The 25242-nt window shown below is 64.1% G+C and carries 24 protein-coding genes and 1 pseudogene; 13 read left to right on the forward strand and 12 right to left on the reverse strand.

What is annotated here, in order from left to right; genetic code table 11:
- Positions 1–92: 92 nt before the first annotated feature.
- Positions 93–878, reverse strand: coding sequence for an AbiU2 domain-containing protein (locus tag BUB57_RS12650; protein ID WP_200796456.1), 786 nt, complete (start codon positions 876–878; stop codon positions 93–95).
- 96 nt (positions 879–974) lie between these two features.
- Between BUB57_RS12650 and BUB57_RS12655 the strand changes: the two genes are divergently transcribed.
- The 5 genes and pseudogenes from BUB57_RS12655 to BUB57_RS12680 all read left to right on the forward strand — a co-directional run bounded on the left by BUB57_RS12655 (position 975) and on the right by BUB57_RS12680 (position 6491).
- Positions 975–1946: an IS481 family transposase gene (locus BUB57_RS12655; protein WP_073067604.1), complete on the forward strand. Its 972-nt coding sequence runs from the start codon at positions 975–977 to the stop codon at positions 1944–1946.
- A 305-nt stretch (positions 1947–2251) separates the two neighbouring features.
- A complete protein-coding gene (locus BUB57_RS12660; RefSeq protein ID WP_073067605.1) occupies positions 2252–3211 on the forward strand; it encodes an ArdC family protein in 960 nt (319 codons plus the stop codon).
- A complete protein-coding gene (locus BUB57_RS12665; RefSeq protein WP_073067607.1) occupies positions 3208–3603 on the forward strand; it encodes a DUF2958 domain-containing protein in 396 nt (131 codons plus the stop codon). Before BUB57_RS12660 ends, BUB57_RS12665 begins: the two co-directional genes overlap by 4 nt.
- A gap of 1983 nt (positions 3604–5586) precedes the next feature.
- Positions 5587–6249, forward strand: a pseudogene (locus BUB57_RS16930) (TrbI/VirB10 family protein); the annotation flags it as partial.
- A 2-nt stretch (positions 6250–6251) separates the two neighbouring features.
- Positions 6252–6491 carry a DUF2274 domain-containing protein gene (locus tag BUB57_RS12680; RefSeq protein ID WP_073067609.1) on the forward strand — a complete coding sequence of 80 codons (240 nt, stop codon included), beginning with the start codon at positions 6252–6254 and terminating at the stop codon, positions 6489–6491.
- Here the strand turns inward: BUB57_RS12680 and BUB57_RS12685 are convergent.
- From BUB57_RS12685 to BUB57_RS12710, 6 genes are all read right to left on the reverse strand, one after another.
- Positions 6424–7395, reverse strand: coding sequence for a LysR family transcriptional regulator (locus BUB57_RS12685; RefSeq protein WP_073067611.1), 972 nt, complete (start codon positions 7393–7395; stop codon positions 6424–6426). The two genes, BUB57_RS12680 and BUB57_RS12685, sit on opposite strands and share 68 nt — an antisense overlap.
- A gap of 70 nt (positions 7396–7465) precedes the next feature.
- A complete protein-coding gene (locus BUB57_RS12690) occupies positions 7466–7669 on the reverse strand; it encodes a hypothetical protein (RefSeq protein ID WP_073067613.1) in 204 nt (67 codons plus the stop codon).
- Between the two features lie 2 nt (positions 7670–7671).
- Complete coding sequence (locus tag BUB57_RS12695) at positions 7672–8796, reverse strand: ABC transporter permease (protein ID WP_073067615.1); 1125 nt, start codon at positions 8794–8796, stop codon at positions 7672–7674.
- Position 8797: 1 nt separating this feature from the next.
- A complete protein-coding gene (gene rbbA / locus BUB57_RS12700) occupies positions 8798–11527 on the reverse strand; it encodes a ribosome-associated ATPase/putative transporter RbbA (RefSeq protein ID WP_073067617.1) in 2730 nt (909 codons plus the stop codon).
- Positions 11524–12552, reverse strand: coding sequence for an HlyD family secretion protein (locus BUB57_RS12705; protein ID WP_073067619.1), 1029 nt, complete (start codon positions 12550–12552; stop codon positions 11524–11526). Before BUB57_RS12705 ends, rbbA begins: the two co-directional genes overlap by 4 nt.
- The gene (locus tag BUB57_RS12710; protein ID WP_073067621.1) at positions 12549–13196 is read right to left on the reverse strand and encodes a TetR/AcrR family transcriptional regulator; all 648 of its coding nucleotides are present in this window, start codon (positions 13194–13196) and stop codon (positions 12549–12551) included. The genes BUB57_RS12705 and BUB57_RS12710 overlap by 4 nt, the downstream gene beginning before the upstream one ends.
- A 172-nt stretch (positions 13197–13368) precedes the next feature.
- Here BUB57_RS12710 and BUB57_RS12715 point away from each other — a divergent pair, with 172 nt between their 5' ends.
- Positions 13369–13668: a hypothetical protein gene (locus BUB57_RS12715; RefSeq protein WP_073067623.1), complete on the forward strand. Its 300-nt coding sequence runs from the start codon at positions 13369–13371 to the stop codon at positions 13666–13668.
- A gap of 167 nt (positions 13669–13835) precedes the next feature.
- On the opposite strand, the gene BUB57_RS12720 is transcribed toward BUB57_RS12715, so the two are convergent.
- The 5 genes from BUB57_RS12720 to BUB57_RS12740 form a co-directional block, all read right to left on the reverse strand.
- Positions 13836–14195, reverse strand: a complete 360-nt coding sequence (locus BUB57_RS12720) for a hypothetical protein (RefSeq protein WP_073067625.1) — start codon at positions 14193–14195, stop codon at positions 13836–13838.
- An 82-nt stretch (positions 14196–14277) separates the two neighbouring features.
- Positions 14278–16053 carry a PHA/PHB synthase family protein gene (locus tag BUB57_RS12725; RefSeq protein WP_073067627.1) on the reverse strand — a complete coding sequence of 592 codons (1776 nt, stop codon included), beginning with the start codon at positions 16051–16053 and terminating at the stop codon, positions 14278–14280.
- A 96-nt stretch (positions 16054–16149) separates the two neighbouring features.
- On the reverse strand, positions 16150–17130 hold the full coding sequence (locus tag BUB57_RS12730; RefSeq protein WP_234952080.1) for an alpha/beta hydrolase: 981 nt from the start codon (positions 17128–17130) through the stop codon (positions 16150–16152).
- Between the two features lie 315 nt (positions 17131–17445).
- Complete coding sequence (locus BUB57_RS12735; protein ID WP_073067631.1) at positions 17446–18804, reverse strand: ATP-binding protein; 1359 nt, start codon at positions 18802–18804, stop codon at positions 17446–17448.
- Positions 18801–19460: a response regulator transcription factor gene (locus BUB57_RS12740; RefSeq protein ID WP_073067634.1), complete on the reverse strand. Its 660-nt coding sequence runs from the start codon at positions 19458–19460 to the stop codon at positions 18801–18803. Before BUB57_RS12740 ends, BUB57_RS12735 begins: the two co-directional genes overlap by 4 nt.
- A 141-nt stretch (positions 19461–19601) precedes the next feature.
- Here BUB57_RS12740 and BUB57_RS12745 point away from each other — a divergent pair, with 141 nt between their 5' ends.
- From BUB57_RS12745 to BUB57_RS12775, 7 genes are all read left to right on the forward strand, one after another.
- Complete coding sequence (locus tag BUB57_RS12745) at positions 19602–19916, forward strand: PepSY domain-containing protein (protein ID WP_073067636.1); 315 nt, start codon at positions 19602–19604, stop codon at positions 19914–19916.
- Positions 19909–20541, forward strand: a complete 633-nt coding sequence (locus tag BUB57_RS12750; RefSeq protein ID WP_073067638.1) for a cytochrome b/b6 domain-containing protein — start codon at positions 19909–19911, stop codon at positions 20539–20541. The genes BUB57_RS12745 and BUB57_RS12750 overlap by 8 nt, the downstream gene beginning before the upstream one ends.
- A 189-nt stretch (positions 20542–20730) precedes the next feature.
- On the forward strand, positions 20731–21033 hold the full coding sequence (locus BUB57_RS12755; protein ID WP_011749550.1) for a PepSY domain-containing protein: 303 nt from the start codon (positions 20731–20733) through the stop codon (positions 21031–21033).
- 111 nt (positions 21034–21144) lie between these two features.
- Positions 21145–21525: a PepSY domain-containing protein gene (locus BUB57_RS12760; protein WP_011749551.1), complete on the forward strand. Its 381-nt coding sequence runs from the start codon at positions 21145–21147 to the stop codon at positions 21523–21525.
- 26 nt (positions 21526–21551) lie between these two features.
- Entirely contained in the window at positions 21552–22022 is a 471-nt protein-coding gene (locus tag BUB57_RS12765) for a DUF2271 domain-containing protein (RefSeq protein WP_011749552.1), read from the forward strand.
- A 9-nt stretch (positions 22023–22031) separates the two neighbouring features.
- Positions 22032–24239 (forward strand): PepSY domain-containing protein, encoded by a 2208-nt coding sequence (locus BUB57_RS12770; protein ID WP_073067640.1) that lies wholly within the window; start codon positions 22032–22034, stop codon positions 24237–24239.
- Complete coding sequence (locus BUB57_RS12775) at positions 24220–25212, forward strand: FAD:protein FMN transferase (protein ID WP_073067642.1); 993 nt, start codon at positions 24220–24222, stop codon at positions 25210–25212. Before BUB57_RS12770 ends, BUB57_RS12775 begins: the two co-directional genes overlap by 20 nt.
- Positions 25213–25242: the final 30 nt, after the last annotated feature.

A 25242-nucleotide genomic window follows, 5' to 3' on the forward strand; every position in this document is an offset into this window, starting at 1 on the left:
ACCGTGATAATCTCCGACATGACCGCTCCCCTTTGTGGATCGTTGCAGACCCACCTTGGCACATCAGATGCCGTCGGGGGGCGGTCACATCATCAAAGCCCCTCGAATTGGTCACCGAGATATGTGGCGAGGCCCGCACCGCCTTCGTTGGCGAACCACACTCCGACCAGATCCGCGATTTCCTTCAACTGCCTGAGAGTCTTTTCGGCATCGCGAATGTCGAAATCACCAAGCTCCCTGTCCTGCCGACTTTGCTTGTTCCCGGCATGAGCAACATGCGAGTTAACGTGCTCGGCAATTCGATCAAGGCTGGCGAGCCGAGTTTCGATCTTCTCCAATACCGTGGCTGAGATCAGATCGCTCGGGTTACGCCCTGATGGAGACACGCCGCTCAAAACATCGAAATGCCGATGCGCGGCCTGACTTTTCATGAGCTCTGGATCACCCCACACCGGACGCCCCTTCGCGGCGACGAGGTGGTCATGTTGTTCTTGATGCAGGCGATCGAGATCGTATTGCGCGTCAAGCACTTTCTCGACGTAGATTCTCCTGGTCAACCAGTTTTGGCTCGCTCTCACGTCGTTGACGACAGATCGGATCGAGTAAACTCCCTTGGGGCCATTGATCGGGGCCTTATCGAGAAGTCGGCGAGTGCCGAGAAGCAGGCTTGACCAGTATCCCTCGGAAACGAGATTGAACATCATCTGGTTAGGCGGGGGTCTCGAGCCTCTCTTCTCATTTGCAAGACGGACGATCCGAACCGTCGTGCGAAAGGCGGCGTAGTTCCAGAGCAGATCCTGAATGGTTCTGTGGATGCCCGTTGTCTCGTCGCGAAAAGCATCCCGCCACGTGGCGATGTGCTGGTCATGCTGCGTCATTAGTTGTCCCATCCCGGACGATCACATTGACCCTCGCCGGACTGCCTTTTTCATGGCAAGATCGCTCCTGCGCGAGGTCCGGGAAGGGAGCCGACCATGCTGATCTCTCTGCACAAGCAGGCGACGACGACACCGAAGATCCGGGCGGCGATCCAGGCGAGCCCCGAGCCGGCGTGGGTGGTGGCCGAGCGCTACGGCATTTCGGAACAGACGGTCTGGAAGTGGCGCAAGCGCGACAGCGTCCATGACCGGAGCCACACGGCGCACCGGCTGCAGACGACCCTGACGCCCGCGCAGGAGGCGGTTGCGGTCGCCTTGCGCAAGTCGCTGCTGCTACCGCTTGATGACCTGCTCTCGGTCGTGCGGGAGTTCCTCAATCCGGACGTCTCGCGCTCGGGCCTGGACCGGTGCCTGCGGCGCCACGGGGCGGGCAACCTGCGCAAGCTGAAGCCGGCCGCGCCCCGGCCCGCGCACAAGCCCTTCAAGGCTTACGCGCCCGGCTACCTCCACATCGACGTCAAATACCTGCCGCAGATGGCCGACGAGGACCGGCGGCGCTATCTGTTCGTGGCCATTGACCGCGCCACCCGGTGGGTCTTCGTGCGCGTCTACCCGGCGAAGACGGCCGCCAACGCGCGGCGCTTCCTTCGCGATCTCGACCGTGCCGCGCCGATGAAGATCACCCGGGTGCTCACGGATAATGGCAAGGAGTTCACCGACCGGCTCTTCGGCCTGCGCCGCCGCGCCGCCACCGGCAACCACGAGTTCGACCGCCTCTGCGCCGATCTTGGCGTCGAACACCGCCTGGCGCCGCCGATGCGACCGCAGACGAATGGCATGGTCGAGCGGTTCAACGGCCGGATCGAGGACATCCTGCAGAGCCACCGCTTCCGCAGCGGCGAGGACCTGGAGCAGACGATCCTGCGCTATGTCCGCCTCTACAACGGCCAACTGCCGCAGTCCGTCCTCAAGGGCCGAACGCCCATCGACGCGCTCAAGGACTGGCATCGTGAGAGGCCAGAGCTGTTCAGGAAACGGCCGTATAATCACGCGGGATGTGACAATTAGTTTTCCAAGCCTGAGCGCCAAACTCACCTCATCATACCGGCAGACGCCAACACCGGCGACGGCTATTCGCTTCTGATTCTTCATTCGCGCGGGCTCTTTTTATTGTTCCCGCGAATAAACGCGCATCTTGCAGTGGGCCTGAAGGGGGAAGGCCTTCCCCCTGGCCGGCACTATCGTTGCCGGCGCACCCCCTTCAGCGGGGAGACCCCGCAACGCCCCCTGAGAGGGAGAGTGCGGACGGGTTTTCCGTGACGGGTTGAGGGCTGGAGGAGTGGCCTCCGGCGCCCGTCGCGGAGATCATCCCGATGGCCAGACAGGACCGCGCTCGCCCAGGCGGCGCCCGCAGCAATCTCTATGACGACATCACCGACAAGATCATCGCCGAGCTGGAGGAAGGGCGGCTGCCCTGGGTCCAGCCCTGGGGGACGGCGGCGGCGAAGGCGCCGCTCGCCATGCCGAGAAATGCCGCGACCGCGCGGCAATATTCCGGGATCAATGTCCTGATCCTCTGGGGCGTCGTGGTCCAGCACGGCTATCCGACCCAGCATTGGCTCACCTTCCGGCAAGCTCTCTCGCTCGGCGGCAATGTCCGCAAGGGCGAGCGCGGCACCACCGTCGTCTATGCCGACCGTTTCACGCCGGAGGACGAGAAGCGCCGCGCTCAGGAGGCGGGAGAAGAAGCAGGCAGCATTCGGTTCCTGAAGCGTTTCACCGTGTTCAACGCGGCGCAATGCGAAGGCTTGCCCGAGGACATCGCTGTCGAGGCACCACCACCACCGCCATGCATGATCGAGCCGAGGGTCGAGGCGCTGATCTGTGCCACTGGTATCGATTTCCGCATCGGCGGGGATCGCGCCTTCTATGTTCCGGCGCTCGACTATGTCCAGGTGCCGCCACCGGCCGCCTATTTCGAACCGATCAACTGGCACAGGACGGCGCTCCACGAGATGGGTCACGCCACAGGCCATGCCTCGCGCCTGGGGCGGGATTTTTCGGGCAGCTTCGGCACGAAGAAATACGCCTTCGAGGAGCTGGTGGCTGAGATGAACGCGGCCTTCTGCTGCGCCTCGCTCGGCATCGTGCCGACCGTGCGCCATGCCGACTACATCGGCTCCTGGCTGGAGGTGCTGCGCGAGGATAACCGCGCCATTGTCCGCGCGGCCTCACAGGCCAGTAAGGCGGCCGACTGGCTGCTGGCGCATCTGCCCGACGAGGACGGCGCTGAAACGGTTGCGGCCTCGACCGAGCGGAGGGTGGCGGCATGATCCTCCTGACCCGTACACAGCGCGCGCAGCTCCTCGCCAATGGTCGGCATCGCGGTGCCGATCACGTCCCCGTCGTGAAATTCTTCAATCCGTTTGGCGAGGGCGTCTGGCTCGCCACCGAGCTGGATCAGGGCGGCGACATCATGTTCGGCCTGGCCGATATCGGCTACCCCGAACTCGGCTCGTGGAGCCTGGAAGAGCTGCGTGGGGTCCGGTTGCCCTTCGGCATGGGGATCGAGCGGGATCTGCTCTTCACCGGGGATTTCCCGATCTCGGTCTGGGCGGAGGCTGCGTGGGAAACCGGCAGCATCCAGGCGGCGGAACGAGCCCTCTACCGCGCCGGTGCGGCATTCACCCGCACATCCACAGATACGGAAAGCCGGGAATCCTGATTTCCGGTTGCCGGCTTTGTGGCCCGGCGTCGCACTCTTCAGAGGAAGAGGGCGGCGCTTCGCTTCGTGACGGGTTGGAGGTCGAGAGAGTGGCTCCCGGCCGCCCGTCGCGGAGAAATCACCATGGCCAAAGCTGCCAGGAAGAAGCCCGTCGCCCCGATGATCGTCTTTTCACGGGCGCGCGACATTCCGTTCAACCGGATCAGGCTGTCGGACAGCAATGTTCGCGAGACTGACGTCGAGGCGGGTCTGGACGAACTTACCCATGACATCGACCGGCGCGAGGATCTCGTGCAGGGCCTCAACGTTCGCGCCATCCTCGACGAGGACGGCAACGAGACCGGCGATTTCGAGACACCGGCCGGCGGCCGCCGCTACAGGTCCATCGCGCGCCTCGTCGAGGCCGGTCGCTTCCCGGCCGACGGCCTCGTCCCCTGCATCGTCAAGAAGGCCGATGCCAAGACCTCGGCCGTCGACGACTCGCTGGCCGAGAACCTGCTGCGCCTCGCCCTGCATCCACTCGACCAGTTCAAGGCGTTCAAGCGGATGTTCGACATGGGCATGTCAAAGGAGGAGATCGCCGACGCCTGGCGGACCACGCCGCGCTACATCATGCAGCGCCTTCGCCTCGCCACCGTCGCGCCGGCGCTGCACGACGCCTATGCGCGGAATGAGATGACGCTGGCGATGCTGGAAGCCTTCACCGTCAATCCCGACCACGAGCGCCAGCAGCAGGTCTGGGAGCGGATCAGCACGTCGTGGCAGAAAGAGCCCTGGCACATCCGCAACATGCTGACCGAGACCACGGTTCCGGCCGCCGACAAGCGCGCCCGCTTCGTCGGCATTGACGCCTATGAGGCGGCGGGCGGCCCGGTGCTGCGCGATCTCTTCTCCGAGGAGAACGGCGGCTGGTTGCAGGACGTCACGCTTCTCGACCGGCTGGTCGACGAGAAGCTGCGCACCGTCGCCGACGAGATCGCCGGTCAGGGCTGGAAGTGGATCGACGCGGCGGTCGAACTTCCCTACGGCCACACCAACGGCCTGCGCAGGCTGGTCGGTGTGACCCAGGAGCTGACCGACGAGGAGCGCGCCACCCGCGAGGCGCTGCGCGACGAGTATGACGAACTCGAAGCGCAGTATGCAGAAGCCCAAGACCTGCCCGATGAGGTCGATCAACGGCTCGGGGAGATTGAGGCCGAGCTGGACGCCTTCGAGAACCGGCCGATCAGCTTCGCGCCGGAAGACATCGCCCGTGCCGGTGTCTTCGTCAGCATCGGCCGCGAGGGCGAGTTGATCGTCAGCCCCGGTTATGTCCGCCCCGAGGACGAGCAGCCTGAGACCGTCGATGGTGAGGATGCCGGCGAAGGTGCCGACCCGTCCGGTCCCGATGCCGTGCAGCGTGCGGTCATCACCGTCGGCGGCGAGCCGGTTCCGGACGCCGATGAAGAGGAGGACGATGCCGTCAAGCCACTGCCCGAGCGGCTGGTGACGGACCTGACCGCCTGGCGGACGCTGGCGCTGCGCAATGCGCTTGCCGAGAATCCGCGCGTCGCCATGACGGCGCTGCTGCACAAGCTGGTTCTCGATACTTTCGAGCGCACCGCCACCTCGGGAACCAGCCTCTATGCCGCCGTGCGTCACATCTATCTTCCCACGGATGCGACCGGGCTCGCTGACAGCGCCGCCGCGAAGATGATCGACGAGCGTGCGGACGCCTGGCGGGGCGACATTCCAACTGGCGATGACGACCGCCTCTGGGACTGGATCGACGGTCTCGACGATGCCAGCCGCCTGGCGCTGCTCGCCCATTGCGTCAGTTTCGGCGTCAACGCGCTTTACGAACGGCCGAACCCCTATTCGGGCAACGGCATCTCGCAGCACGGTCTCGACCGCCGCATGGCCGAGGCCGAACGGCTGGCACAGGCCACCGGCCTCGATCTCGTCGAGGCAGGCTGGAGGCCCATGCCCGGCCTTGCCGGTCTTGGCCTCGGCGGACAGCCGGACGGGCAGAACCGGCACACGGCTTTCCTCAACGGGCCGGTGGACCGGCAGACCGTTGCGCCGGATCGCGTCACACCGCCGCACTCGCCGTGGATATTGCAGGCTGGGGCCGTTATTCCGGCCGCGCTCATCACCGGCATCCGTTCGGACCTGCCCGGCCAGATTACTGCTCAAGTGACCGAGAACGTCTATGACAGCCCGACCGGCAGCCTACTCCTGATCCCGCAGGGAACGCGGATCATCGGTCAATACGATGATGGCGTGACCTTCGGCCAGCGCAGGGTGTTGCTGGTGTGGAATCGCCTGATCCTGCCGGGCGGACGTTCCATCATCCTTGAGCGCCTGCCGGGCGCGGACGCCAGCGGTTACGCGGGCCTTGAGGATGGCGTCGATTACCATTGGTGGGATCTGATGAAGGCCGCAGGGCTGTCCACGCTGCTCGCAGTCGGCACGGAGCTGGCGACCAGCGACGAGGACCGGCTTATCCGGGCTATCCGAGACGGCGCGCAGGATACCGTCAATCAGGCGGGCCAGCAGATCGTGCAGCGCCAGTTGCAGGTCGCGCCCACGCTGACCATCCGGCCCGGCTTCCCGGTTCGCATTATCGTCACCCGCGACCTTGTGTTCGAACCCGCAGGAGGTTGACCATGACGAAACTGAAACTCGGCCCTATTGTCGAGGACAAGCCGGTCAAGGTGACGGTGGAATTGCCGGGGCCGCTTCACCGCGATCTGGCCGCCTATGCTGAGGTGCTGGCCCGCAAGAGCGACCAGCCCGTCGCCGATCCGGTCAGGTTGATCGTGCCGATGCTGGAGCGGTTCATTGCAACTGACCGGGGCTTTGCGAAGGCGCGACGTGCCGGCCCGCGCCCTGCAGGGCAGGTTTGATCGCCAATGCCTTTGCCAGGCTAAGCAGTCGTCGAAACGCTGGATTGTCATTTTTAGCGGACCACACTGCCGAGAAGGGAAGAACCTCCCCGAGGATCGGTCGATAAGCAACGCCGGGAAACTGTGCCACGGTCATGGCTTCGCTCACAAGCGTCAGCCCCCGGCCGAGCGCAACGAGCGGCACAAGGTTGTCCCGGCTGACTTGCTGCATCTGGATCTCGGGGTGCTTTCCGAGACCGGCAAGGCAGCGAACCAGATAATCGTGAATCTCCTGGCCTGGTGCGGTCTCGCTCACCATGAAAGTTTCTTCGGACAGATCACGCCAGGTCAGCCCCTCACTGCAGGTCAAGCGGTGATCGGATGGCAGAACAGCGAACACGCGCTCGGACCAAAGGAGCTGTCGTTCACAATCGGGCCACTCCCTCGTCCCGGTGACGAAGGCGACATCGAGGTTCAACTGCCGGATCGCCGAAACATGCTCGACGGGATTACCGTCGACCATCTCGATCTCGACCTTGCGGTGACGACGACCATAGGTTCCAAGCAACTCGGCCAGGAAGCCCGAGGCGATCGAGGAGTAAATACCAATCCGTAATGTCCCCTCTTCAGATCGTCCGACCACCGCGACATCGTGCGCGCCTTCACTGACACTCCTGATCACTTCACGCGCGCGAATAAGAAAGCGCTGGCCAGCATAGGTTTGCGTGACCCCCGATGTATGTCGGTGGAACAGGGATGCCCCGATATGACCCTCAAGATCGGCGATACACCGGCTGATTGCCGATTGCGACAGGCCGAGAGCCGCCCCCGCCTTGCGGAAACTGCCATGCTCGGCCGCAGCCACGAAATAACGGAGATGGCGAAGCTCGATGACATCACGTTGCCTGACCACGTCTTCCGTCATGCTGGCACCCTGCCATGCCTGGGAACGTCGAGGCCGGCGCTGCGGCTACCATAAAGGGCCAAACCAGTCATCAGAACGCCGTCCGGAACTCAAGGCCGAAGATGCCGTCCCTCATAAGCCATGGCGGCAAAGGTTGCGTCATTGCGCTGATAGCGGACATAAGCCCCGAGCGTCGTTCCGAAAGGTCGTCCTCGAAGTCGCTTACATGGCGGGCCACCCCAGACACCTTCATGCCGAACGCACCGGCCGCGAACATGGGCATAAAAAAACTCATGCTCACCCCGTCACGTTCATTGAGCGGCGAAACAGCACCAGACTGGCCGCGAAGAAGGCGGCGCCGAGACTGATCATCAGCGCAAGCTGCATCCAGACCGCCGCCAATCCGGCACCACGGAAGGCAACCGCCTTAGCGAAGGCGAGGAAGTGGCGCGAAGGCAGCAGCATGGTCAGGCGCCGCACGGCGTCGGGCTGGCTCTCGATGGCGCTGAAGCCGCCTGACAGCATGATGATGGGGATGATGGTCATCACAATCAGGAGCGCAAACTGCGCCATGGAACGCGCCAGCGTGCCAAGCAGCATCCCGATCGCCGCAGCTGCCCACAGATAGACCGCCGCGCCCATGACCAGAAGTGGCATCGACCCCGCCACAGGCACGCCGAGGATGCCCTGCACCACTACCAGCAGCGAGCCGGCAAAGGCCACCAATACGATAAGCATAACCGCCAGCACCTTGGACAGTGCCACCTCGACCGGCGAGAGCGGCATCACCATCAGATGCTCGATGGTGCCGTGCTCACGCTCGCGCAGCATTGCGGCGCCGGTCAGGACGATGGTCAGCAACGACAGCTGATTGAGCAGCGATGAAAGCGTCTTGAACCAGATCGGATTGCCGTTTGGGTTGAAGGCGCGGCGCAGTTCAAGATCCAGATCAGGTACAGGCGCGTCGGATCGGCCGGTCAGAAAGACGCGCGATTCGTCAGCTACGATATTGCGAAGGTAATCGCTGCCAAGCTGCGCCTGCGAGACGGCGGTTGCGTCCGCCAGCAACTGCGCCACCGGCGCGCGGCCCGCGATGGCGTCAGAACCGAAATCGGGCGGGAAATTCAGCGTGAACATCACGTCGCCCCGGTCCATCGCCGCCGCCGCCTGATTGGCGTTCATATAGAGGGGGGTCTGGAACCAAGGCGGCATCAGGGCACCGGCAATCTGGCGGCTGAGTGGCGAGTTGTCCTCGTCAACAATGGCAATGGAGGCATTGTGCACGGTGTCGCCCGCGCCGCGCGCCTCCATCATCACCGCGAAAAAGAACGACCACAGGATCAGCCCCACCATGACCGGATCGCCGAGAGTGCTCTTGATCTCTTTGCCGATTAGCCAGAAGATATTGAGGATGGCGCGCATCTTACCGCTCCTGCTTGCGCAGCAACAGGATGGCGATGGCGGTGAACGCTGGTCCGAACAGCGCCAGTCGCCACAGCGCATCGCCAAGGTCGGCAAGGCTCATACCCTTGGTGAAGCTGCCGACACTAACCATCATGTACCATGTGGTCGGCCATAGGTAACCGATGGTCTGTGCCGGCCCTTCAAGCGAAGAGACTGGCACCATCATGCCCGAGAACTGCATCGTTGGCATGACCGACAGAACTGCCGCAGCGAAGGCTGCCGTCACCTGTGTGCCCGCGATCATCGAGATCATCAGTCCCCAGCCGGTCGCCGCCAGCGCATAGACCAGTGTGGCCAGGACCAGCACCATTGGACTGCCTTTCAGCGGCACCCCCAGCACCACCACCACGAGCACAGTCAGAATGGCGAAGTTCATCAGCGTGATGGCGACATAGACCAGTTGCTTGCCGATCAGGAACTCGGCCCTCCCGGTCGGCGTGACATAGAAATTGGTGATGGTGCCGATTTCCTTTTCCCGTGCCACGCTGACCGCCATCAGGATCGCCGGAAACAGCAAGAGCAGCATCGGTGGGATGGTCGGGCCGATGGCCGGCAAGCTCTCCATCGCCGGGTTGTAGCGAAAGCGCGGCTCCATCTGTACGGCTGGCGTCACCAAGGCCGGGCCTGTCGGCAATGCTGCTGCCGCCATCTGGTTGGCGCCGGTCACATAGCTTTCCACGGTGCCCGCACGGCTGGTGTCGGTGCCGTCGATGGTGGCGGCGATGCTGGTCCCCTGGCCTGCACGCCGGTTGGCGCCGAAGTCGGGTGGGATCTCGACCGCCAGTGTTAGCTCGCCGCTGGCAAGGCGCTCGCGCAGCGCGTCCACGTCCTGCAGATCGGCATGGCGGACAAACCAGCCCGAATCCTCAAACGCGGATATCCATGCGCGACTTTCCGGGCTACGGTCATGGTCCAGCACCGCGAAGGGGATGTCGCGCACGTCCTGCGAGATGCCGAAGGACATGATCAGCAGCAACACCGCACTGCCCAGAAAGGCGAAAACCAGCCGCACCGGATCGCGGCGCACCTGCATTGCCTCGCGCGCGGTATAGGCCAGCATCCGGCTGAGGCTGAAGCCGGTGGCATCGACAGGCGGGGCCGGCTCGCTTGCCAGCCCCTCGGCCACCGGCGGCTCGGGCGGGATGGCGGTGGAAATATAGTGGATGAAGGCCTGTTCCAGATCGGCTGTGCCGCTTTGCGCGACGATGCCCTGCGGCGTATCGGTGATCAGGACGCGGCCGGCATGCATCAGGGACATGCGGTCGCAGCGCAGCGCCTCGTCCATGAAATGCGTCGATATGAAGATCGTCACCTTGTCCTTGCGCGATAGCTCCATTAGCAATTGCCAGAAATCGTCGCGGGCCTGCGGGTCAACGCCCGAGGTCGGCTCGTCCAGAATCAGAATTTCCGGCGAATGGATGACGGCGACCGCCAGTGACAGCCGTTGCCGCAGACCCAGCGGCAATCCGCCCGCCGGTTGGTCAAGGTAATCCGTCAGGCTGAAGCGCGCGACAAGATCATCAATGCGGGCGCGCGCAAGATCGCGGGGTAGATGAAACAGCCGCGCATGCAGGACCAGATTTTCCCGCACGCTGAGTTCGCCATAAAGCGAAAACGCCTGCGTCATGAAACCGACGCGGCCGCGGGCATCCATGCCCTGCTCAGCGATGGGGCGACCGAAGATCCATGCTTCGCCCTCACTGGGCGGCAGCAGGCCGGTCAACATCTTCATGGTCGTGGTCTTGCCGCAGCCGTTCGAGCCGAGAAAACCGAAGATCTCGCCGCGCGGAATATCGAAGCTGACGTTATCGACGGCGGTGAAATCGCCGAAACGCCGGGTCAGGCCGCGCGCCTTGATAGCGATGTCTCCATCCGTTGAGGAAGAGGGTGCCGCGGGCGAAATCACCGACGTATCTGCTGCGCCGTCATCCGCCCCGCCCGTGCGCCGCATCAGGCTGACATAGGCATCCCCAACCGATCCGGTGCCGGTCCGCTCCATCAGCGCCTGCGGCGAGCCTTCTGCCAGAACATGACCGTCGTTCATCGCCACCAGGTGATCGAACAGCGCTGCTTCCTCCATATAGGCGGTCGAGACCAGCACGCTCATTTGCGGACGGTCCCTGCGAATCGCTTCGATCAGATCCCAGAACTGGCGGCGCGACAGCGGATCGACGCCGGTTGTTGGCTCGTCCAGCAACAGGAAGTCCGGGTCATGGATCAGCGCCGCGCAAAGTCCTGTCTTCTGCTTCATCCCCCCCGAGAGTTTGCCGGCGGGTCGCTCGAGAAAGGGAAACAGCCCGGTCGCCCGCGTCAGGCGCGCGATCCTTGCCGACCGATCGGCCCGGCCGAGGCCGAACAGCTTGCCGAAGAACTCCAGATTCTCGCGCACCGAAAGATCGTGGTAGAGGTTCTTGCCCAAGCCCTGCGGCATGAAGGCCAGTCGGTTGCCGACCGCGTTGCGGTGGCGCGCGCTGCCCATGGCGCCACCAAGGCAGGTGATGCAGCCCTCCTGAAGGCGCTTGGCGCCAGCAACGAGCCCCATCAGCGTCGATTTGCCGACCCCGTCGGGGCCGATCAGCCCGACCATCCGCCCGGCGGGCAATTCAAGCGAAACATCCGCAAGCGCCAGCACCTTGCCATAGCGATGCGTAACACCCTCCAGCCGGGCGACGGGTTCGGGCGTTGTCATGGCGTGTCTGCGCCGGCTGTCGCGGGCAGGTCGATCAACGATGGCGTCAGGCCGACGGGCCAGCTTGGCAGGTGGCCATCCGGATCGGCCAACCGCACCCAGACCACGCCGCGCACGCCGGTCTTGACCTGATCTGCGCGCGCCTCGACTAGTTCAGGCGGCACCCGCACCCGGATACGAAACATCAGGTTTTCGCGCTCGGTCAGGGTCTCGACCTGTTTGGGGGTGAACTGGGCCTGCGGCGAGACGAACATCACCTGCGCCGGCATCGCGCGATCAGGCATGATGTCGGCCACGATCCGCGCCTCGTCACCGATTACCACCCTTGGTGCGTCAGCGGCGGGCAGGAAAAATTCCATATAGACATCTTCGAGACTGGCCAGCGTCAGGATATTGCCGCCAGCGCCGATGATCTCGCCCGGTTGGGCCAGCCGGTAAAGCACCCGTCCCGCGCCCTCGGCATGAAGCGTGGCATCTGCGATCCTGGCCGCGATCTCGTCGCGGGCTGCGGCCTCGGCATCGACACTGCGTTCCCGTGACCGAAGCGTTGCCTCGGCCGCAGCCAGCCCGGCTTCGGCGACGCTGACCTCGGTGCGCTTGATGTCCAGATTGGCTTGCGAAGTAATATCACGGCTGGCCAACAGCTCGGTGCGTGTCGCCTCGCTTTGCGCCAGCGCCAGACGCGCCCTGGCCTCGTCCGCCTGGGCTGCTGCCACGCCGACTGCGGCATGGGCGCTTTCGACGGCCGCCTCGGCCCGAGATAGTTGCGCGCGCAGTTCCGCCGTATCCATCACCACCAGCACGTCGCCCTTGTCGACCCGGTCTCCCTCGCGCACACGAATTTCCGCGATTCGTCCCGCCAGTCGCGGCGAAATATCGACTAGATCGGCCTCGATACGGCCATTGCCGCGAGAAAACCCGTCGGGCGGCAGGTCCGACGGCTTAAACAGCACCGTCCAGGCGCCGAAGCCCATCAGCCCGGCTAGTGCAAGGGCAAGGATAATCATGGAAACACGGCGGGTCATGGTGTGACCTCCTTGCTATCGTCGGCGCCCCCAAGCGGTGGCTTCGCGCCACCCAGGACGCCCGTGCGATAGATTGCGAAAACCCGCGACGCATCGGCGCGCATCCGGACCACATCGCCATGCAGCAAAAGCTGCACGACAAGACCCTGGATCATGCCCAGATAAAGCGTGGCTGCGGCCTCGATATCCAGTTCCCGGCTCAGCGCGCCCTCTGCCACGCCCGCTGACAGGATGCGGTGCAGCCGCGTGGCGTAGTTTTCAAGCAGCACGCGGGCCATCCGTTTCGCCGCCGTATCACTATTGCGCTGAAGCTGACCGAAGATCATCCGCGGCACACCGGGATGTTCGGCGATGAAGTCGATATGGCCCAGAAACATTGCCTCGAGGGCGGCCATGGGTTCGGCCTGCGCGCCCGCCAGCCGATCGATGCGCGCCAGCAGCCGGTCGGCCACCCACTCCATCGTCCCCAGCCAGAGCGCTTCCTTGTTCGGGAAGTGCTTGAACAGCGCCCCCTGCGTCACGCGCATATGTGCGGCAACCTCGGTGGTGGTGATGGTTTCCGGATTGGCGTGCGCTGCCAGTTCCACGACCGCCTCGACCGCCTCGGCGCGGCGCTGCTCGGCGGGCAGATATTTTGCACGCATGATTATGCCCTCGGATAAGCGTGTTTGATGAAAGTATGTGTTCACTTCCTATGAGTGTGTAGATAACTCGTCAATGGGAAAATCTGGTGAAGTAACCATTCACCATCCAGGATTCGCATGATAAATTAATAGAAGTGATTGATCGCTTGATTCTTGAATGTGGAGATGCGCGATGCCGGCGAGAGCCAAATTCAAGGGTGGGGATCAATCGGAGATCTCACAATGTTACGTCACACCAAATGCCCTCATCCTCATCGCCGCTTTAAGCCTGTCGGTTGTGGCACAGCCCGCGCAGGTCGAGGTCATGAGTGCCGCTGAGATTGCGGAGCAGATCGTCGATAAGGATCTGGTCGCGCGGCGCATGGGGGCCAGGGTCCATTTGCGCTATGATGTCAGCGGCACAGTCACGATCCGCGCCCCATTCTTTTCCGGACGGGTAGTTGGGAGCGCGATGGCGATCTGCTGTGCATGACCTCAGGGGCGGGCCAAATCCCGGAACCTCATGCCATGGCTTTGAGAACCTCGGTGGTGGGCGGTTTCGCACCTCTGACGGCAATCCTCACGGCCTGCATCATGGACCACCTGAGATGCGTATAGGACCGAGTCATACCCCGGCCGTCGGGCTGCCAATATCACAACTCAGGAACCCGGCGACGCGCGTTGCACGACCGCAGCTTGCCATTCCTGGATCGCCTTTTGCAGGCCCTGAGCATAGGCAGTCTGCGCCGCAACCAGTGGTGCCCCCATGGCCAGGACCCCGCTCATGCTGGCTCCAGCCAACTGCATGAAAATATCTGTCGGCAAGCTGAAGGAAGTTTCGGGTTCATATTGCTGCGAGACTCGGCCGAACTCTGCCCTGGTCTTTGCGATGACATCCTCGTGATAGCGGGATGCGGCCTCAAGCCCGCGATGGCGGAAATCTTGTGACAGGTTTAGAATACGAAGCATCAACTCTAAATTTGCCTTATGCAGGTTAAGAGGGTGCATATCAATCTCCATTGCAGACTCCTACGGTGGGATAGGGGCTTTGTCTGTTGCCGGGCGCGCGCTTTGATCTGTCGCTATTCCTGAACCATTGCGATCATCTCTCCAGCACGTAGGTGCCGGGAGCTTCCCCCAGCGGCGCAAGGCCAGCTTTCGTGGCCCCCATCGACGGCGGGACGACCTGCTCCTCGGACGAGCGCGCGGCCAGCCAATCACCCCACGCCGGCCACCATGAACCTTGTTGCGCCGGGATTTTCTCGCGCCACTTGTCGGGATCGGTAAAGCGCTGGCCATGTTTGCGCGTGGCGATCTGGAAGCTGCGATTGGCGTGGCCCGGTTCGCTAACCACGCCGGCATTGTGGCCACCGCTGGTCAGGACAAAAGTGACATCAGCGCCGCCGATCAGTCGATGGACCTTGTAAACGGTTTTCCACGGCGCCACGTGGTCGCGCACCGTGCCTACGGCAAAGACCGGCAGGTGGATGTCGCTCGGGATCGCCGGAATGCCGTCGACCAAATAGCGCCCGTCGGCAAAGTCGTTATCTAGGTAGAGCTTGCGCAGATATTCGCTGTGCATCCGCGCCGGCATACGTGTGGTATCGCTGTTCCAGGCCATCAGGTCGAACAGTTCTAGCCGTTCGCCCAGCAGATACTCCTTCATTCGTCGTGACCAGATCAAATCCTGTGAATTGAGCAACTGGAACGCGCCCGCCATCTGCCAGCCGTCCAGATAGCCTTTATCGGCCATGATCGATTCAAGAAAGGCAAGCTGGCTTTCGCCGATGAACAGCGACAATTCACCCGGCTCGCGGAAGTCGATTTCCGCTGCCAAGAGGGACATGCTGCGCAGCCGCTCATCTCCGTCACGCGCCATGGCGGCCGCGGCAATAGCCAGCAGCGTGCCGCCAAGGCAATAGCCGACCGCGTTCACCTGGCGCTCAGGCACGATGGCGCCCACCGCATCTAGTGCCGCCATCACCCCAAGCTGGCGATAATCCTCCATCCCCAGATCGCGATCATCCGATCCGGGATTGCGCCACGAAACCATGAAAACGGTATGCCCCTGATCGACCAGCCAACACGCCATCGAATTATGTGGTGACAGGTCGAGGATATAGTATTTCATGATCCACGATGGCACGATCAGCACCGGCGCGGCATATACCCTGGGTGTGGCGGGCGCGTATTGGATCAGTTCGATCAGATGGTTTCGGAAGACGACCTTGCCCGGCGTCACCCCCACATCCTTGCCGACAATGAAGCCCTCGCTGTTTGCAGGCGGTGCGCCGGCGAGAAGGCCTCCCAGATCTTCCAGCCAGTTCCTCGCGCCCTGCAATAGATTGGCCCCAGCAGTCTCGGCGGTCTTTTGTAGCACCTCGGGATTGGTCCAGAAAAAATTGACCGGCGACAACATGTCCAACCATTGCCGGGCGGAAAAGGACACCATGTCCTCATGCTGGCCCGAGACGCCCCGCACCCCGGACGCGGCGGATTGCCACCATTCCTGTTGCAGCAGGAAGCCCTGATGGATGACGTTGAAGGGCCATTTTTGCCAGGCGTCGCCTTCGAAACGGCGGTCCTGTTCCAAAGGCTCAACGCAGTTGGGGCAGTTGGGGTTGGCGGCCGAACGCAAAACATAGTTTAGAAACCGCCGGTGCCCGTCGAAGGCTTCTTCAAGCAATTTTCGCCGCTTGCCCGGCGAGATTGCCAGATGAAGCGCCCAGTCATGCCAGGCGAGTTGCGCGGCGGCGGGCGACAGCCCGCGGGTGGAGCGAGCAAGTGTCATATACGCCAGCTGATCCAGCGGGTCGGCGCGCTGTGGCTGACCATCGCCTGCTGTCGCGGGAACGCCGGCTACAGACGAATCAGTCATGGTCGCACTCCATCCTTATAGAAGTGCGTTATTACTTACTTTTTGCTTCAGGCACAACCATTTTATGTAACCGGTCTAGCCAATCGCCCATAGCCGTCAGTTTGCCGTGATCCCTCCGGCGCTCAGAATGAAAGGTCCCGTCGCGGCCATCCCAGTCCGTTCCAGCACAAATGCACCGGCATCCGATATCGCCTGACCTGGTTGCAGACGCATGCTTGGATAGAGCGCGGCAAGCATCGCGTATCGGCTGTGCCCCTGAGCATCCGGGGATCGGATATCGCCAACATCAATGAGGGCGACACCAGAAGCTTCGGCGGTTACGGCGATTCGCGGATCCCCGACATTCAGCGCCCCGACCCGCGGTCTCCCGGCATTCAGCCTTGCCGAGATCCGCAACGCCCGATCGTCGGGGGCGACCAGCACGGTCAAGGGTGGGTCCAGCGGCCCTATTGCGCGGAGTTGTGCGCGAAATACGTCTACATCAATATCCGGCGCGGCCAGGACGACCTGTAACCTGCGAAGGGTGGGATCATCCCCGATTAACCGCAACTGCCGTAAAGTTTCCATTACCAACCACCCGCCCATCGAGTGACCCAACACTGTGATCTGCCCGATCCGCTTGTCCCGAGCCAGCATTGTCAACAGTTCCGTCAAATGGTCGCGCGAGTAGGTTACGGCTTCACGATCAGCGGCATATCCCACCATGGTCGCAGTCGAGGGCCAGGAGAACAATATCGCTGCACCCTCCCCTCCGCTGTCATAGGTAACCTGCGCCAAGCGAAACAGGCCTTCCTGAAGGCTGGTATTGTAGCCGTGCACGAAGATTCGTACGTCGGCACGTCTTGGCCCGGATGCGATATCATCTATGAGGGCGGACAGCGGCATGTCCTGTCTAGCGGCGACGGTCATGGCGACCAGCGGATCCGGATCCCGCCCCGGCCATTCGATGTTGCCGGTCTTGTGCGCCGGCGGGACCGAGATGGAAAAGCGCGTCGCCGACAAGATCGTGGCTCGTGCATCACTGAAACTGGGCGTCGGATCGTCAGAGGATGGCGCATGTCGTATCCGGTTAGTCACGGCATACAAGTTTACGACCTCTGCTCCCGATGGACTTGGACCCGAGGCAAGGACGCCCTCATCTGGTCGAGATGCACACCCCGCAGCCAAACAGGGTATCATGAGAAGGACCAGCAGGATGACCTGAACACGCATAATGCACCAAGGTACCTTTCATCAGGTCAAAAAACCATATCGACGCATAATAGAAGTAATCACTTACTAGCATCAACCCTCCAGGCAACCTCATTCTCGACTCACCAAGGCGCCTCAGTCATGTCAGGCAAGCATCCAGTCGGGCGAACGGCCGGCCAAAGGTCGGTCCGATGGTTGCGACTATCGGGCGCCGGCAGCTTCGTTCAACCTCCGTGAAGCTGTCGGGAGAACCAATACCGCCTCAAAGCCGGACGAGCTTTCCGGCCCCGGCGATTGCAAGGTGAGCTTTGACGAAATCCGGTCCGCAATGCTGGCGACGATGGCAAGGCCAAGCCCGCTGCCTTCCGTTCCGGCTGTCCCCCTCTCAAAACGGCGGGCCAGCCGGCCAAGTGCTTCTGTCGGCACGACGGGGCCTTCATTGGCGACGCGGAACGTGCCATCCTCACCGAGGCTTACCTCGATCGGCTCGTCAGATGCGCCGTGCCGCAGGGCGTTCTCGACCAGGTTGCGGCAGATGATGCCAAACGCATCGGGGTCGAGGTCGGACATTACCGGGTGCTCCGGCAGAGCGAGTGCGATCCGGTTCGGTGCGGTCCTCTCGATATCGTCCACAACCAGGCGGGCGGTGATGCGAAGATCGGATAGGTGATCGAGCCGCAACCGCCCGCCCTCCGCCCGAGCCAGTTGCAGCAGCCGCTCGGCGATCCGGGCCAGCCGCTTCAGCGAGGCCTCGATCTCGGCGGCCCTGTGGCCGGCGCCGGTATCTTTCGTTTCCACCTGTATCCGCTGGGCCTGCGCGATTGCGCCTGCCAGCGGTGTTCGCAATTCATGTGCGGCGTTGGCGGCGAAGGTGCGTTCGGCCTCGAATGTGGACTTGAGTTGCGCCAGCAGCACATTGACCGCCAGCCCTACCGGCGCGACCTCGACGGGGAGATCGTTGCAGGCGACGGGGGCAAGGTCGCGCGGTGAACGCGCGGCCAGCCGGTCGCGGTAGTGGCGCAGCGGGGCCAGGCCCGAGCGGACGGTCAATACGATCGCCAGCAGAGCGGCAGGGATGAACACCAGCAACGGCAGTCCCAGGCCCGCCCAGACATCGCGTGCCGCCGTCGCGCGATGGGCAAGCGGCTCGGCGACCGTGAGGCGGATCGTGCCTTGCAGGGCGTCCTCGCCATACAGGCGATGGGTTGCGGTCGTGTGAAAGCCCGGCCCATCCCATTCCGGGAAGATGGCGGGGTCGGCCTCATGCGATTGCAGAAGGATCCGCCCCTCGTCGTCGCGCACGATATAGGTGAGGAATTCGTCGTGGTCGCGCAGGTCGGCAAGGTGTTGCGTCACACCTTCCTCCTCACGTCCGACGATCTCGACAGCGGCCAGCGGCAATAGGCGCTGCGCCGCCTCCTGTAGTGACGAGTCGAAGATCCTGTCCATCTCGTGCCGCAGCATGACCGCCGTGGTGGCGGCGGCGGCGATCCACAGCAGCGTCAGAAGGATGCCCAGCGACACCCCCAACCGCATCTGAAGGCTGCGTGGCATCGTCATGGCGAACCCAGCCGGTAGCCCAATCCGCGCTCGGTCTCGATCACCGCGGCGCCCAGCTTCTTGCGCAGCCGGCTGACATGAACCTCGATGGTGTTGCTTTCCACCTCGGTATCGAAGGCATAAAGCTTTTCCTCAAGTTGTGCCTTGGACAGAAGCTGGCCGGGGCGGGTGAGGAACGCCTCGAACAGCGCCCATTCGCGCGCCGTCAGTTGCACCGGCCGGCCGTCGCTGCGGATGCTGCGCAAGGCAAGGTCGACGGCAAGTGCGCCGTGGACGATGATCGGGTTGGGATTGCCGCTATAGCGCCGCGCGACCGAGCCGATGCGCGCGGAAAGCTCGGCCAGATCGAAGGGCTTGACCAGATAGTCGTCGGCACCGGCATTCAAGCCTTCGATCCGGTCCGAGATCTGGTCCAGCGCGGTCAGGATGATCACCGGCGTCACGTTGCCGCCGGCGCGCAGCGACCGAAGGAAGGTGATGCCGCGTCCGTCGGGCAGCATCAGGTCCAGCAATATCAGATCATAACCGGCACCGGCCATCGCATCGCCGGCCGCATCCAGGCGCGTGACCCAGTCCACCGACTGGCCACCCGCGGCGATCTGGTCCCGCACGGCGGCGCCCAGAACGGTGTCGTCCTCGATCAGCAGGATTCGCATGATCTTCCTACTCATTTGCCTCTGGCCATTATGGCGATCCGGGCTGACGCAAAGCTGATGGCGGGACGCCCCAGGCTTCAGCATCCCGTCAGGTTCGCGACGCAGAATGTCATCCGATGACCGTTATACGGAGTGTGGTCCATGAAGAGATCGCTGACAATTCTGACCTTTCTCGTGGTCCTTCCGTCCGGGGCTGCACTTGCCGGCGACGACTGTGCCGTGCCGCTGGCAGACTGGCTGCCAAGAAGTGCGGTGGTGCGGCTTGCGGAAGAAAACGGATGGGTGGTGCGGCGCATCAAGATCGACGACGGCTGCTACGAGATAAAAGGCACGGACCGGGAAGGACGCCGCATCGAGGCGACGGTCGATCCCGGCACGCTTCAGGTGATCGAGGTCGAATACGAGGACGGAGGTGAACGGCACTTCCGTGAGGGCAGGGGACGCAAACATGATTGAGGCGAAAAGGGACGGCGGTATTTCGGACGTTGCCGATACCATGCGCGTGGTGCGGGTCTGGGATCCGGTGGTGCGCAGCTTTCATTGGGGCCTGGTTGCCGCCTTTGCAGTGGCATGGCTCGCGGCGGACGAGGTGCAACCGCTTCACGAGCCGGCCGGCTATGCGGTGGCGGCATTGCTTGTGCTCCGCCTGATCTGGGGTTTTGTCGGCAGTCACCATGCCCGCTTCGCGCAATTCATGCGTGGCCCTGCCGCGACGCTGGTCTATCTCGGAGACATGCTGCGCGGGCGGGAGCGGCGCCATCTCGGGCACAACCCGGCCGGCGCCGCGATGATCGTGGCACTTATGGTTACGCTTTCCGGCACCGCGCTGAGCGGCTGGTTGCTCGAACAGTCGATCGAGGAAGCCCGTGCCGTGACGTTTGTGGGCGAGCATGGCAGCCGGGAAGTCAGGGGGGACAAGACCTTGAAGGAGGTGCATGAAACGCTGGCCAACTTGGCGTTGGTCCTCGTGGCCCTGCATGTCGGAGGTGTGGCGCTCACCTCATGGCGCCATCGGGAGAACCTGCCCCGTGCCATGGTCACGGGCCGAAAGCGCCCCCCTGGCGCAAATGACGTGACCTGATCGTTACGCATTCCCGCTGTTGTTGCGGCCCCGCCTGTCTGGCGGGGCCGGTTTGTTTCGCGCGACCGTTGCGGTTCGTCGGGGCAGGCTGACGGAAAGCTGACGCAGGTTTTTCGCGGCGATCAGGATCACGTCAGCCGCGCCCTCCAGATTGGTTTCATCAGGCAACCAAGGCTGAGGAGCATAGCCATGAAAACTATCCTGACCGCCACCGCATTCGCCCTCGCGATCCCCGCCGGGGCCGCGCTCGCCGACGAGAAATGCAACGTGCCGACCGAGAACATGCAGTCCTGGGAAGCTCTTGTTCAAGTGACCGACGAGTTCGGCTGGACCATCTCGAAAATGGAACTCGACGATGGCTGTTACGAGTTGAACGTCATCGACCAGGGCGGCAACAGCCTGAAGATGACCGTCGATCCGGGAACGCTCGAGGTGATCGACGGCAAGGTCAAGCGCTGGAGCGACGGCACCAAGCCCGAAAAGCGCAACTGATCGCCGCAAGGCTCCGCCCCGTCATCGCGGTGGAGCCTTGCCCACGTGGGCGTTCGCCGCGGCCATAGCCGGGAAAATGCCCCCGAGATGATCGTAAAGGACATTCGAACCATGAAAACTCTTTTGATCGCCGTAGCCGCTCTCGCGGTATTGCCCGCGGCGGGGGCGTTGGCGGGCGACGACTGCCATGTGCCTCGCGGCGCCTGGCAGCCGCGCGAGGCGGTGATGCAGGCCGCCGCCGGCCTCGGCTGGCATGTCGAGAAGGTTGAGGCCGACGACGGCTGCTGGGAGGTCAAGGGTCGCGATGCCCAGGGCCGGCGCATCAAGGCCAAGCTGGATCCCGCGACATTGCAGGTCGTCAAGCTGCGCCACAGGGACGGCGAGCAGGACCGCAAGCGGGATCGCGGCGGTGCAACCCCTGTCGCCCCCTCGGCCCCGCCCGCCAATCCGCTGTTCCAGAACGGCACCCCGCCCGTGGTGCGGGTGAACTGACAAATCATGCAGAAGAGAGCAGAGACATGAAATCCTTCCTTGCAGCCCTTGCGCTGACTTCGGCCCTGGTGGCCCCCGGCCTTGCCATGGCCCGGCCTGTCACCCTCACCACCACGCTGAACACTTACGGCGGCGATGGCGCCTATCTGGTTCTCTACGTTACCGATGCGCAGGGGGCATATGCCGGAACCCTGTGGATGGCCGGCGGCAAATCGAAATATTACGAACATCTCAGCGACTGGTATCGCGCCACCGGCGGCGACCTGGCGCAGATCGACGGCATCACCGGCGCCAGTGTCGGCGCGGGCCGGTCGCTGGAAATCACCCTCGACCTTGCCGATGCGCTGTTCGATGCGGGCTACACGCTGCATGTCGATGCCGCCGTCGAGGACATGCGCGACAGTCCGAACGACATCGCCGTGCCGTTGACGGCGGCAGGAGCGGGGCAGCCCGTGCCCGGCCGCCGCTATGTCGCCAGCCTCCGCTACGACATGTGAGATGCCGCCATGATCCGCATGCTGCATCGCTGGCCGGGTCTGCTGGCCCTTGCTCTCGTCATGGTCCTCGCGATCAGCGGGGCGGCGCTCTCGGTCTTTCCAGTGGCCGAGCGGTTTTCCACGCCGCAGGCCGAGGCCGGCCTGACCGTTGCCGATCTCTCAGAACGCATCCGGACTGCCTATCCGGGGGTGGAGCAGATCCGGCGTGCGCCCTCGGGCCGGATTACTGCGTTCTGGTTCGACGACGGCACGCCCGGCGCGGCGGTGATCGACCCCGCGACCGGCAAGGGCATCGCCAGCGCCGATCCGAACCCGGTCGAACGCTGGCTGACCAGCCTTCACCGCTCGCTGTTTCTTGGCGATGCCGGCCGTATCGTCATGGCCGCCGGTGCGGCGGCGATGCTGGTCCTGTCGGTCTCCGGCGCGATGCTGGTCGCGCGGCGCATGGGCGGCTGGCGGCGCTGGTTCACCCCTTTGCGCGGGCCGGCATCGAGCCGCATCCATACCGGGATCGCCCGCGTGGCGGTCGCGGGGCTGATTCTGTCCTCGGCGACCGCACTGTGGATGGCCGCCTCGACCTTCGATCTTCTGCCGGATGGCGCCGCACCGCCGGCCTTTCCGACCGAGGTCAGCGGCAGCACCGGGGTCTCCCTTGCTGCGATGGAGCCGCTCTCCGTGATTCCTGTCACGGAGTTGCGCGAACTGAGCTTTCCCTATCCGGGCGACGCCACGGACGCCTTCACCCTGAAGACGGATCGCGGCTCCGGCTATCTTGATCAGGGGACGGGTGAGCTTCTGGCTTGGGCCGAGCTGACGATGTGGGAACGGATATCTGAAACCATCTACATGCTGCATACCGGGCAGGGGGCCGCATCTCTCGGCCTCGTGCTGGGTGTGCTGGCGCTCGGCGTGCCGGCAATGGGGGTGAGTGGTCTTGTGCTCTGGTTCGCGGGGCGGCGGTCAAGACCGCGTCTCCGTGGCAATCATCCTGCAAACGGCGCTGCGACCATCTTGCTGGTGGGCTCGGAGGGCGGCAGCACCTGGGGTTTCGCTGCGACGCTCCAACATGCGCTGACCACGGCGGGCCAGCATGTTCATGTCGCGCCAATGTCCGGTTTCGAGCCGGCGCGCTATCCGCAGGCCGAACGGTTCGTCATTCTCGCCGCCACCTGGGGCGAGGGACAGGCTCCCGCCACGGCGAAGGGGTTCATTGAACGCCTCGCGGCGCTGGAATCTGTCCCTGAGGCCCCGCTTGCGGTGCTTGGTTTCGGCGATCGCAGCTTTCCCGCGTTCTGCGCGTTCGCCGATGAAGTCGGGAGTCGGGCTGCTGCCAAAGGCTGGGCGCAATTGATGCCCTTCGACACGGTCGATCGCCAGTCGCCGCAGGATTTCGCCCGCTGGGGCCGCGCCCTGGGGGCGGCGCTGGGGATCGAGCTTACGCTCGAACATGTGCCAACCCCGCCCGTGACGGGGCGGCTCACCCTGATCTCGCGCCGTGATTACGGGGCGGAGGTGCAGGCGCCGACCACGATCCTGCGCTTTGCCCTACCCGAGGCGACGTTTTTGCAACGGCTGACAGGTCGGGGGTTTGGCCGGTTTCAGGCCGGTGATCTCCTCGGCGTTCTGCCCGAGGGTGCGGATCTGCCGCGCTTCTACTCGCTGGCCTCCGGACGGCGCGACGGGTTCGTCGAGATCGTGGTGCGCAAGCATCCCGGCGGCCTCTGCTCGGGTCAGCTTCTGGCGCTGAAGCCGGGCCAGGCGATCCGCGCCTTCGTCCGGCACAATCCGGCTTTCCATGCCGCAGCAGGACGCTCGCCGCTGATCCTGATCGGCGCCGGCACCGGCATCGGCCCGCTTGCGGGCTTCATCCGGGGCAACAGCCGCAAGCGGCCCATCCATCTGGCCTTCGGGATGCGCCACCCCGACAGCGATTTCCTGTATCGCGACGATCTGGCCGGCTGGCAGGTCGATGGCCGTCTGGCGCGATTGACCACCGCGAACTCGCGCGGGGCAAAGCCGCGCCATGTCCAGGACGCGCTGCGGGCCGAGAGCGCTGAACTGATCCGGCTGGTACACGAAGGCGCGCGCATCATGGTCTGCGGCGGGCGCGACATGGCCTCGGGCGTGGCCGAGGCGCTGACCGACATCCTCGCGCCGACGGGTCTTACCCCGCTCGCGCTGAAAGCGGAGGGGCGCTATGCCGAAGATATCTACTGACCCGGGCCGCCACGCGCTGAACGGCCCGACCATGGGCACTCGCTGGTCGGCGCGTTTCCACGCCGATGCCGGGCTGGACCCCGCCCCGGTGCAGGCTGCCCTGCAAGCGACCGTGGCGGAGGTTGATGCCGCAATGTCGACATGGAAACCCGACAGCGACCTGATGCGCCTGAACCGGACGCCCGAAGGTGTCCGGGTGATCGTTCCCGCCAGGTTGGCCGAGGTGCTCGACCTCGGGCTGAGGATCGGGACCGCATCGGGCGGCGCGTTCGACATCGGCATGGGCGATGCGGCGCGCGCGTGGGGTTTCGGGTCTGAGCCGGCCAATGCCGAGGCTATGCGCGCGGCGATGGCCACCGCGCGCCGGCCCGCGCAGGAAGCGCTGGAGGTCGACCCTCTGGCCGGGCTGGCGCGAAAACACGCGCCGATCGCGCTCGATCTCAACGGCATCGCCAAGGGGCATGGCGTCGACAGGCTGGCCAAGACGTTGCAGGGCCTCGGCATCACCGCGTTCCTTGTCGGCATCGACGGCGAAATGCGTGCATCCGGGCTGCGACCCGATGGCATGCCGTGGACGGTCGCCGTCGAGATGCCCGATCCCGAACGCCGCGCGCCTCACTCCATCCTGAAGCTCGCAGATGCCGCCGTCGCCACGTCGGGCGACTACCGCCACTATGTGACCCTTCGCGGCCGACGGCTGTCGCACACGATGGACCCGACGACGGGCGGGCCGCTTCGCTCGTCGCCGGCCTCGGTCACCGTCGTCGCCCGCACCTGTGCCGAAGCCGACGCCTGGGCGACCGCGCTGATGGTGCTGGGTCCGCAAGCCGGCGGCGAACTGGCTTCGCGTCTCGGCCTCCATGCGCTGTTCCTCATCCGCGAGGCAGGCGTCATCCGGACCCATGCCGTCGGGGCGCTGTTCGACAGCCCGATGGTATCGGCGGCAGGCCGCGAGGGTCTGGTTCGTGCCTGATGTCTGTCCATTCGTGCAATAGGTCTTTGC

Source organism: Paracoccus solventivorans, assembly GCF_900142875.1.
In the GTDB taxonomy this organism is placed as follows: Bacteria; Pseudomonadota; Alphaproteobacteria; order Rhodobacterales; family Rhodobacteraceae; genus Paracoccus; species Paracoccus solventivorans.

Excerpts from the sequence above, each read along its gene's own strand:
- BUB57_RS12710 (WP_073067621.1), bottom strand. The coding sequence starts at position 13,196 with ATGCGTGCAAAATATCTGCCCGCCGAGCAGCGCCGCGCCGAGGCGGTC.
- BUB57_RS12715 (WP_073067623.1), top strand. The coding sequence starts at position 13,369 with ATGCCGGCGAGAGCCAAATTCAAGGGTGGGGATCAATCGGAGATCTCA.
- BUB57_RS12735 (WP_073067631.1), bottom strand. The coding sequence starts at position 18,804 with ATGACGATGCCACGCAGCCTTCAGATGCGGTTGGGGGTGTCGCTGGGC.
- BUB57_RS12660 (WP_073067605.1), top strand. The coding sequence starts at position 2,252 with ATGGCCAGACAGGACCGCGCTCGCCCAGGCGGCGCCCGCAGCAATCTC.
- BUB57_RS12750 (WP_073067638.1), top strand. The coding sequence starts at position 19,909 with ATGATTGAGGCGAAAAGGGACGGCGGTATTTCGGACGTTGCCGATACC.
- BUB57_RS12680 (WP_073067609.1), top strand. The coding sequence starts at position 6,252 with ATGACGAAACTGAAACTCGGCCCTATTGTCGAGGACAAGCCGGTCAAG.
- BUB57_RS12765 (WP_011749552.1), top strand. The coding sequence starts at position 21,552 with ATGAAATCCTTCCTTGCAGCCCTTGCGCTGACTTCGGCCCTGGTGGCC.
- BUB57_RS12720 (WP_073067625.1), bottom strand. The coding sequence starts at position 14,195 with ATGGAGATTGATATGCACCCTCTTAACCTGCATAAGGCAAATTTAGAG.
- BUB57_RS12695 (WP_073067615.1), bottom strand. The coding sequence starts at position 8,796 with ATGCGCGCCATCCTCAATATCTTCTGGCTAATCGGCAAAGAGATCAAG.
- BUB57_RS12685 (WP_073067611.1), bottom strand. The coding sequence starts at position 7,395 with ATGACGGAAGACGTGGTCAGGCAACGTGATGTCATCGAGCTTCGCCAT.
- BUB57_RS12770 (WP_073067640.1), top strand. The coding sequence starts at position 22,032 with ATGATCCGCATGCTGCATCGCTGGCCGGGTCTGCTGGCCCTTGCTCTC.
- BUB57_RS12665 (WP_073067607.1), top strand. The coding sequence starts at position 3,208 with ATGATCCTCCTGACCCGTACACAGCGCGCGCAGCTCCTCGCCAATGGT.
- BUB57_RS12690 (WP_073067613.1), bottom strand. The coding sequence starts at position 7,669 with ATGAGTTTTTTTATGCCCATGTTCGCGGCCGGTGCGTTCGGCATGAAG.
- BUB57_RS12745 (WP_073067636.1), top strand. The coding sequence starts at position 19,602 with ATGAAGAGATCGCTGACAATTCTGACCTTTCTCGTGGTCCTTCCGTCC.
- BUB57_RS12755 (WP_011749550.1), top strand. The coding sequence starts at position 20,731 with ATGAAAACTATCCTGACCGCCACCGCATTCGCCCTCGCGATCCCCGCC.
- BUB57_RS12705 (WP_073067619.1), bottom strand. The coding sequence starts at position 12,552 with ATGACCCGCCGTGTTTCCATGATTATCCTTGCCCTTGCACTAGCCGGG.
- rbbA (WP_073067617.1), bottom strand. The coding sequence starts at position 11,527 with ATGACAACGCCCGAACCCGTCGCCCGGCTGGAGGGTGTTACGCATCGC.
- BUB57_RS12740 (WP_073067634.1), bottom strand. The coding sequence starts at position 19,460 with ATGCGAATCCTGCTGATCGAGGACGACACCGTTCTGGGCGCCGCCGTG.
- BUB57_RS12650 (WP_200796456.1), bottom strand. The coding sequence starts at position 878 with ATGACGCAGCATGACCAGCACATCGCCACGTGGCGGGATGCTTTTCGC.
- BUB57_RS12760 (WP_011749551.1), top strand. The coding sequence starts at position 21,145 with ATGAAAACTCTTTTGATCGCCGTAGCCGCTCTCGCGGTATTGCCCGCG.
- BUB57_RS12725 (WP_073067627.1), bottom strand. The coding sequence starts at position 16,053 with ATGACTGATTCGTCTGTAGCCGGCGTTCCCGCGACAGCAGGCGATGGT.
- BUB57_RS12655 (WP_073067604.1), top strand. The coding sequence starts at position 975 with ATGCTGATCTCTCTGCACAAGCAGGCGACGACGACACCGAAGATCCGG.
- BUB57_RS12775 (WP_073067642.1), top strand. The coding sequence starts at position 24,220 with ATGCCGAAGATATCTACTGACCCGGGCCGCCACGCGCTGAACGGCCCG.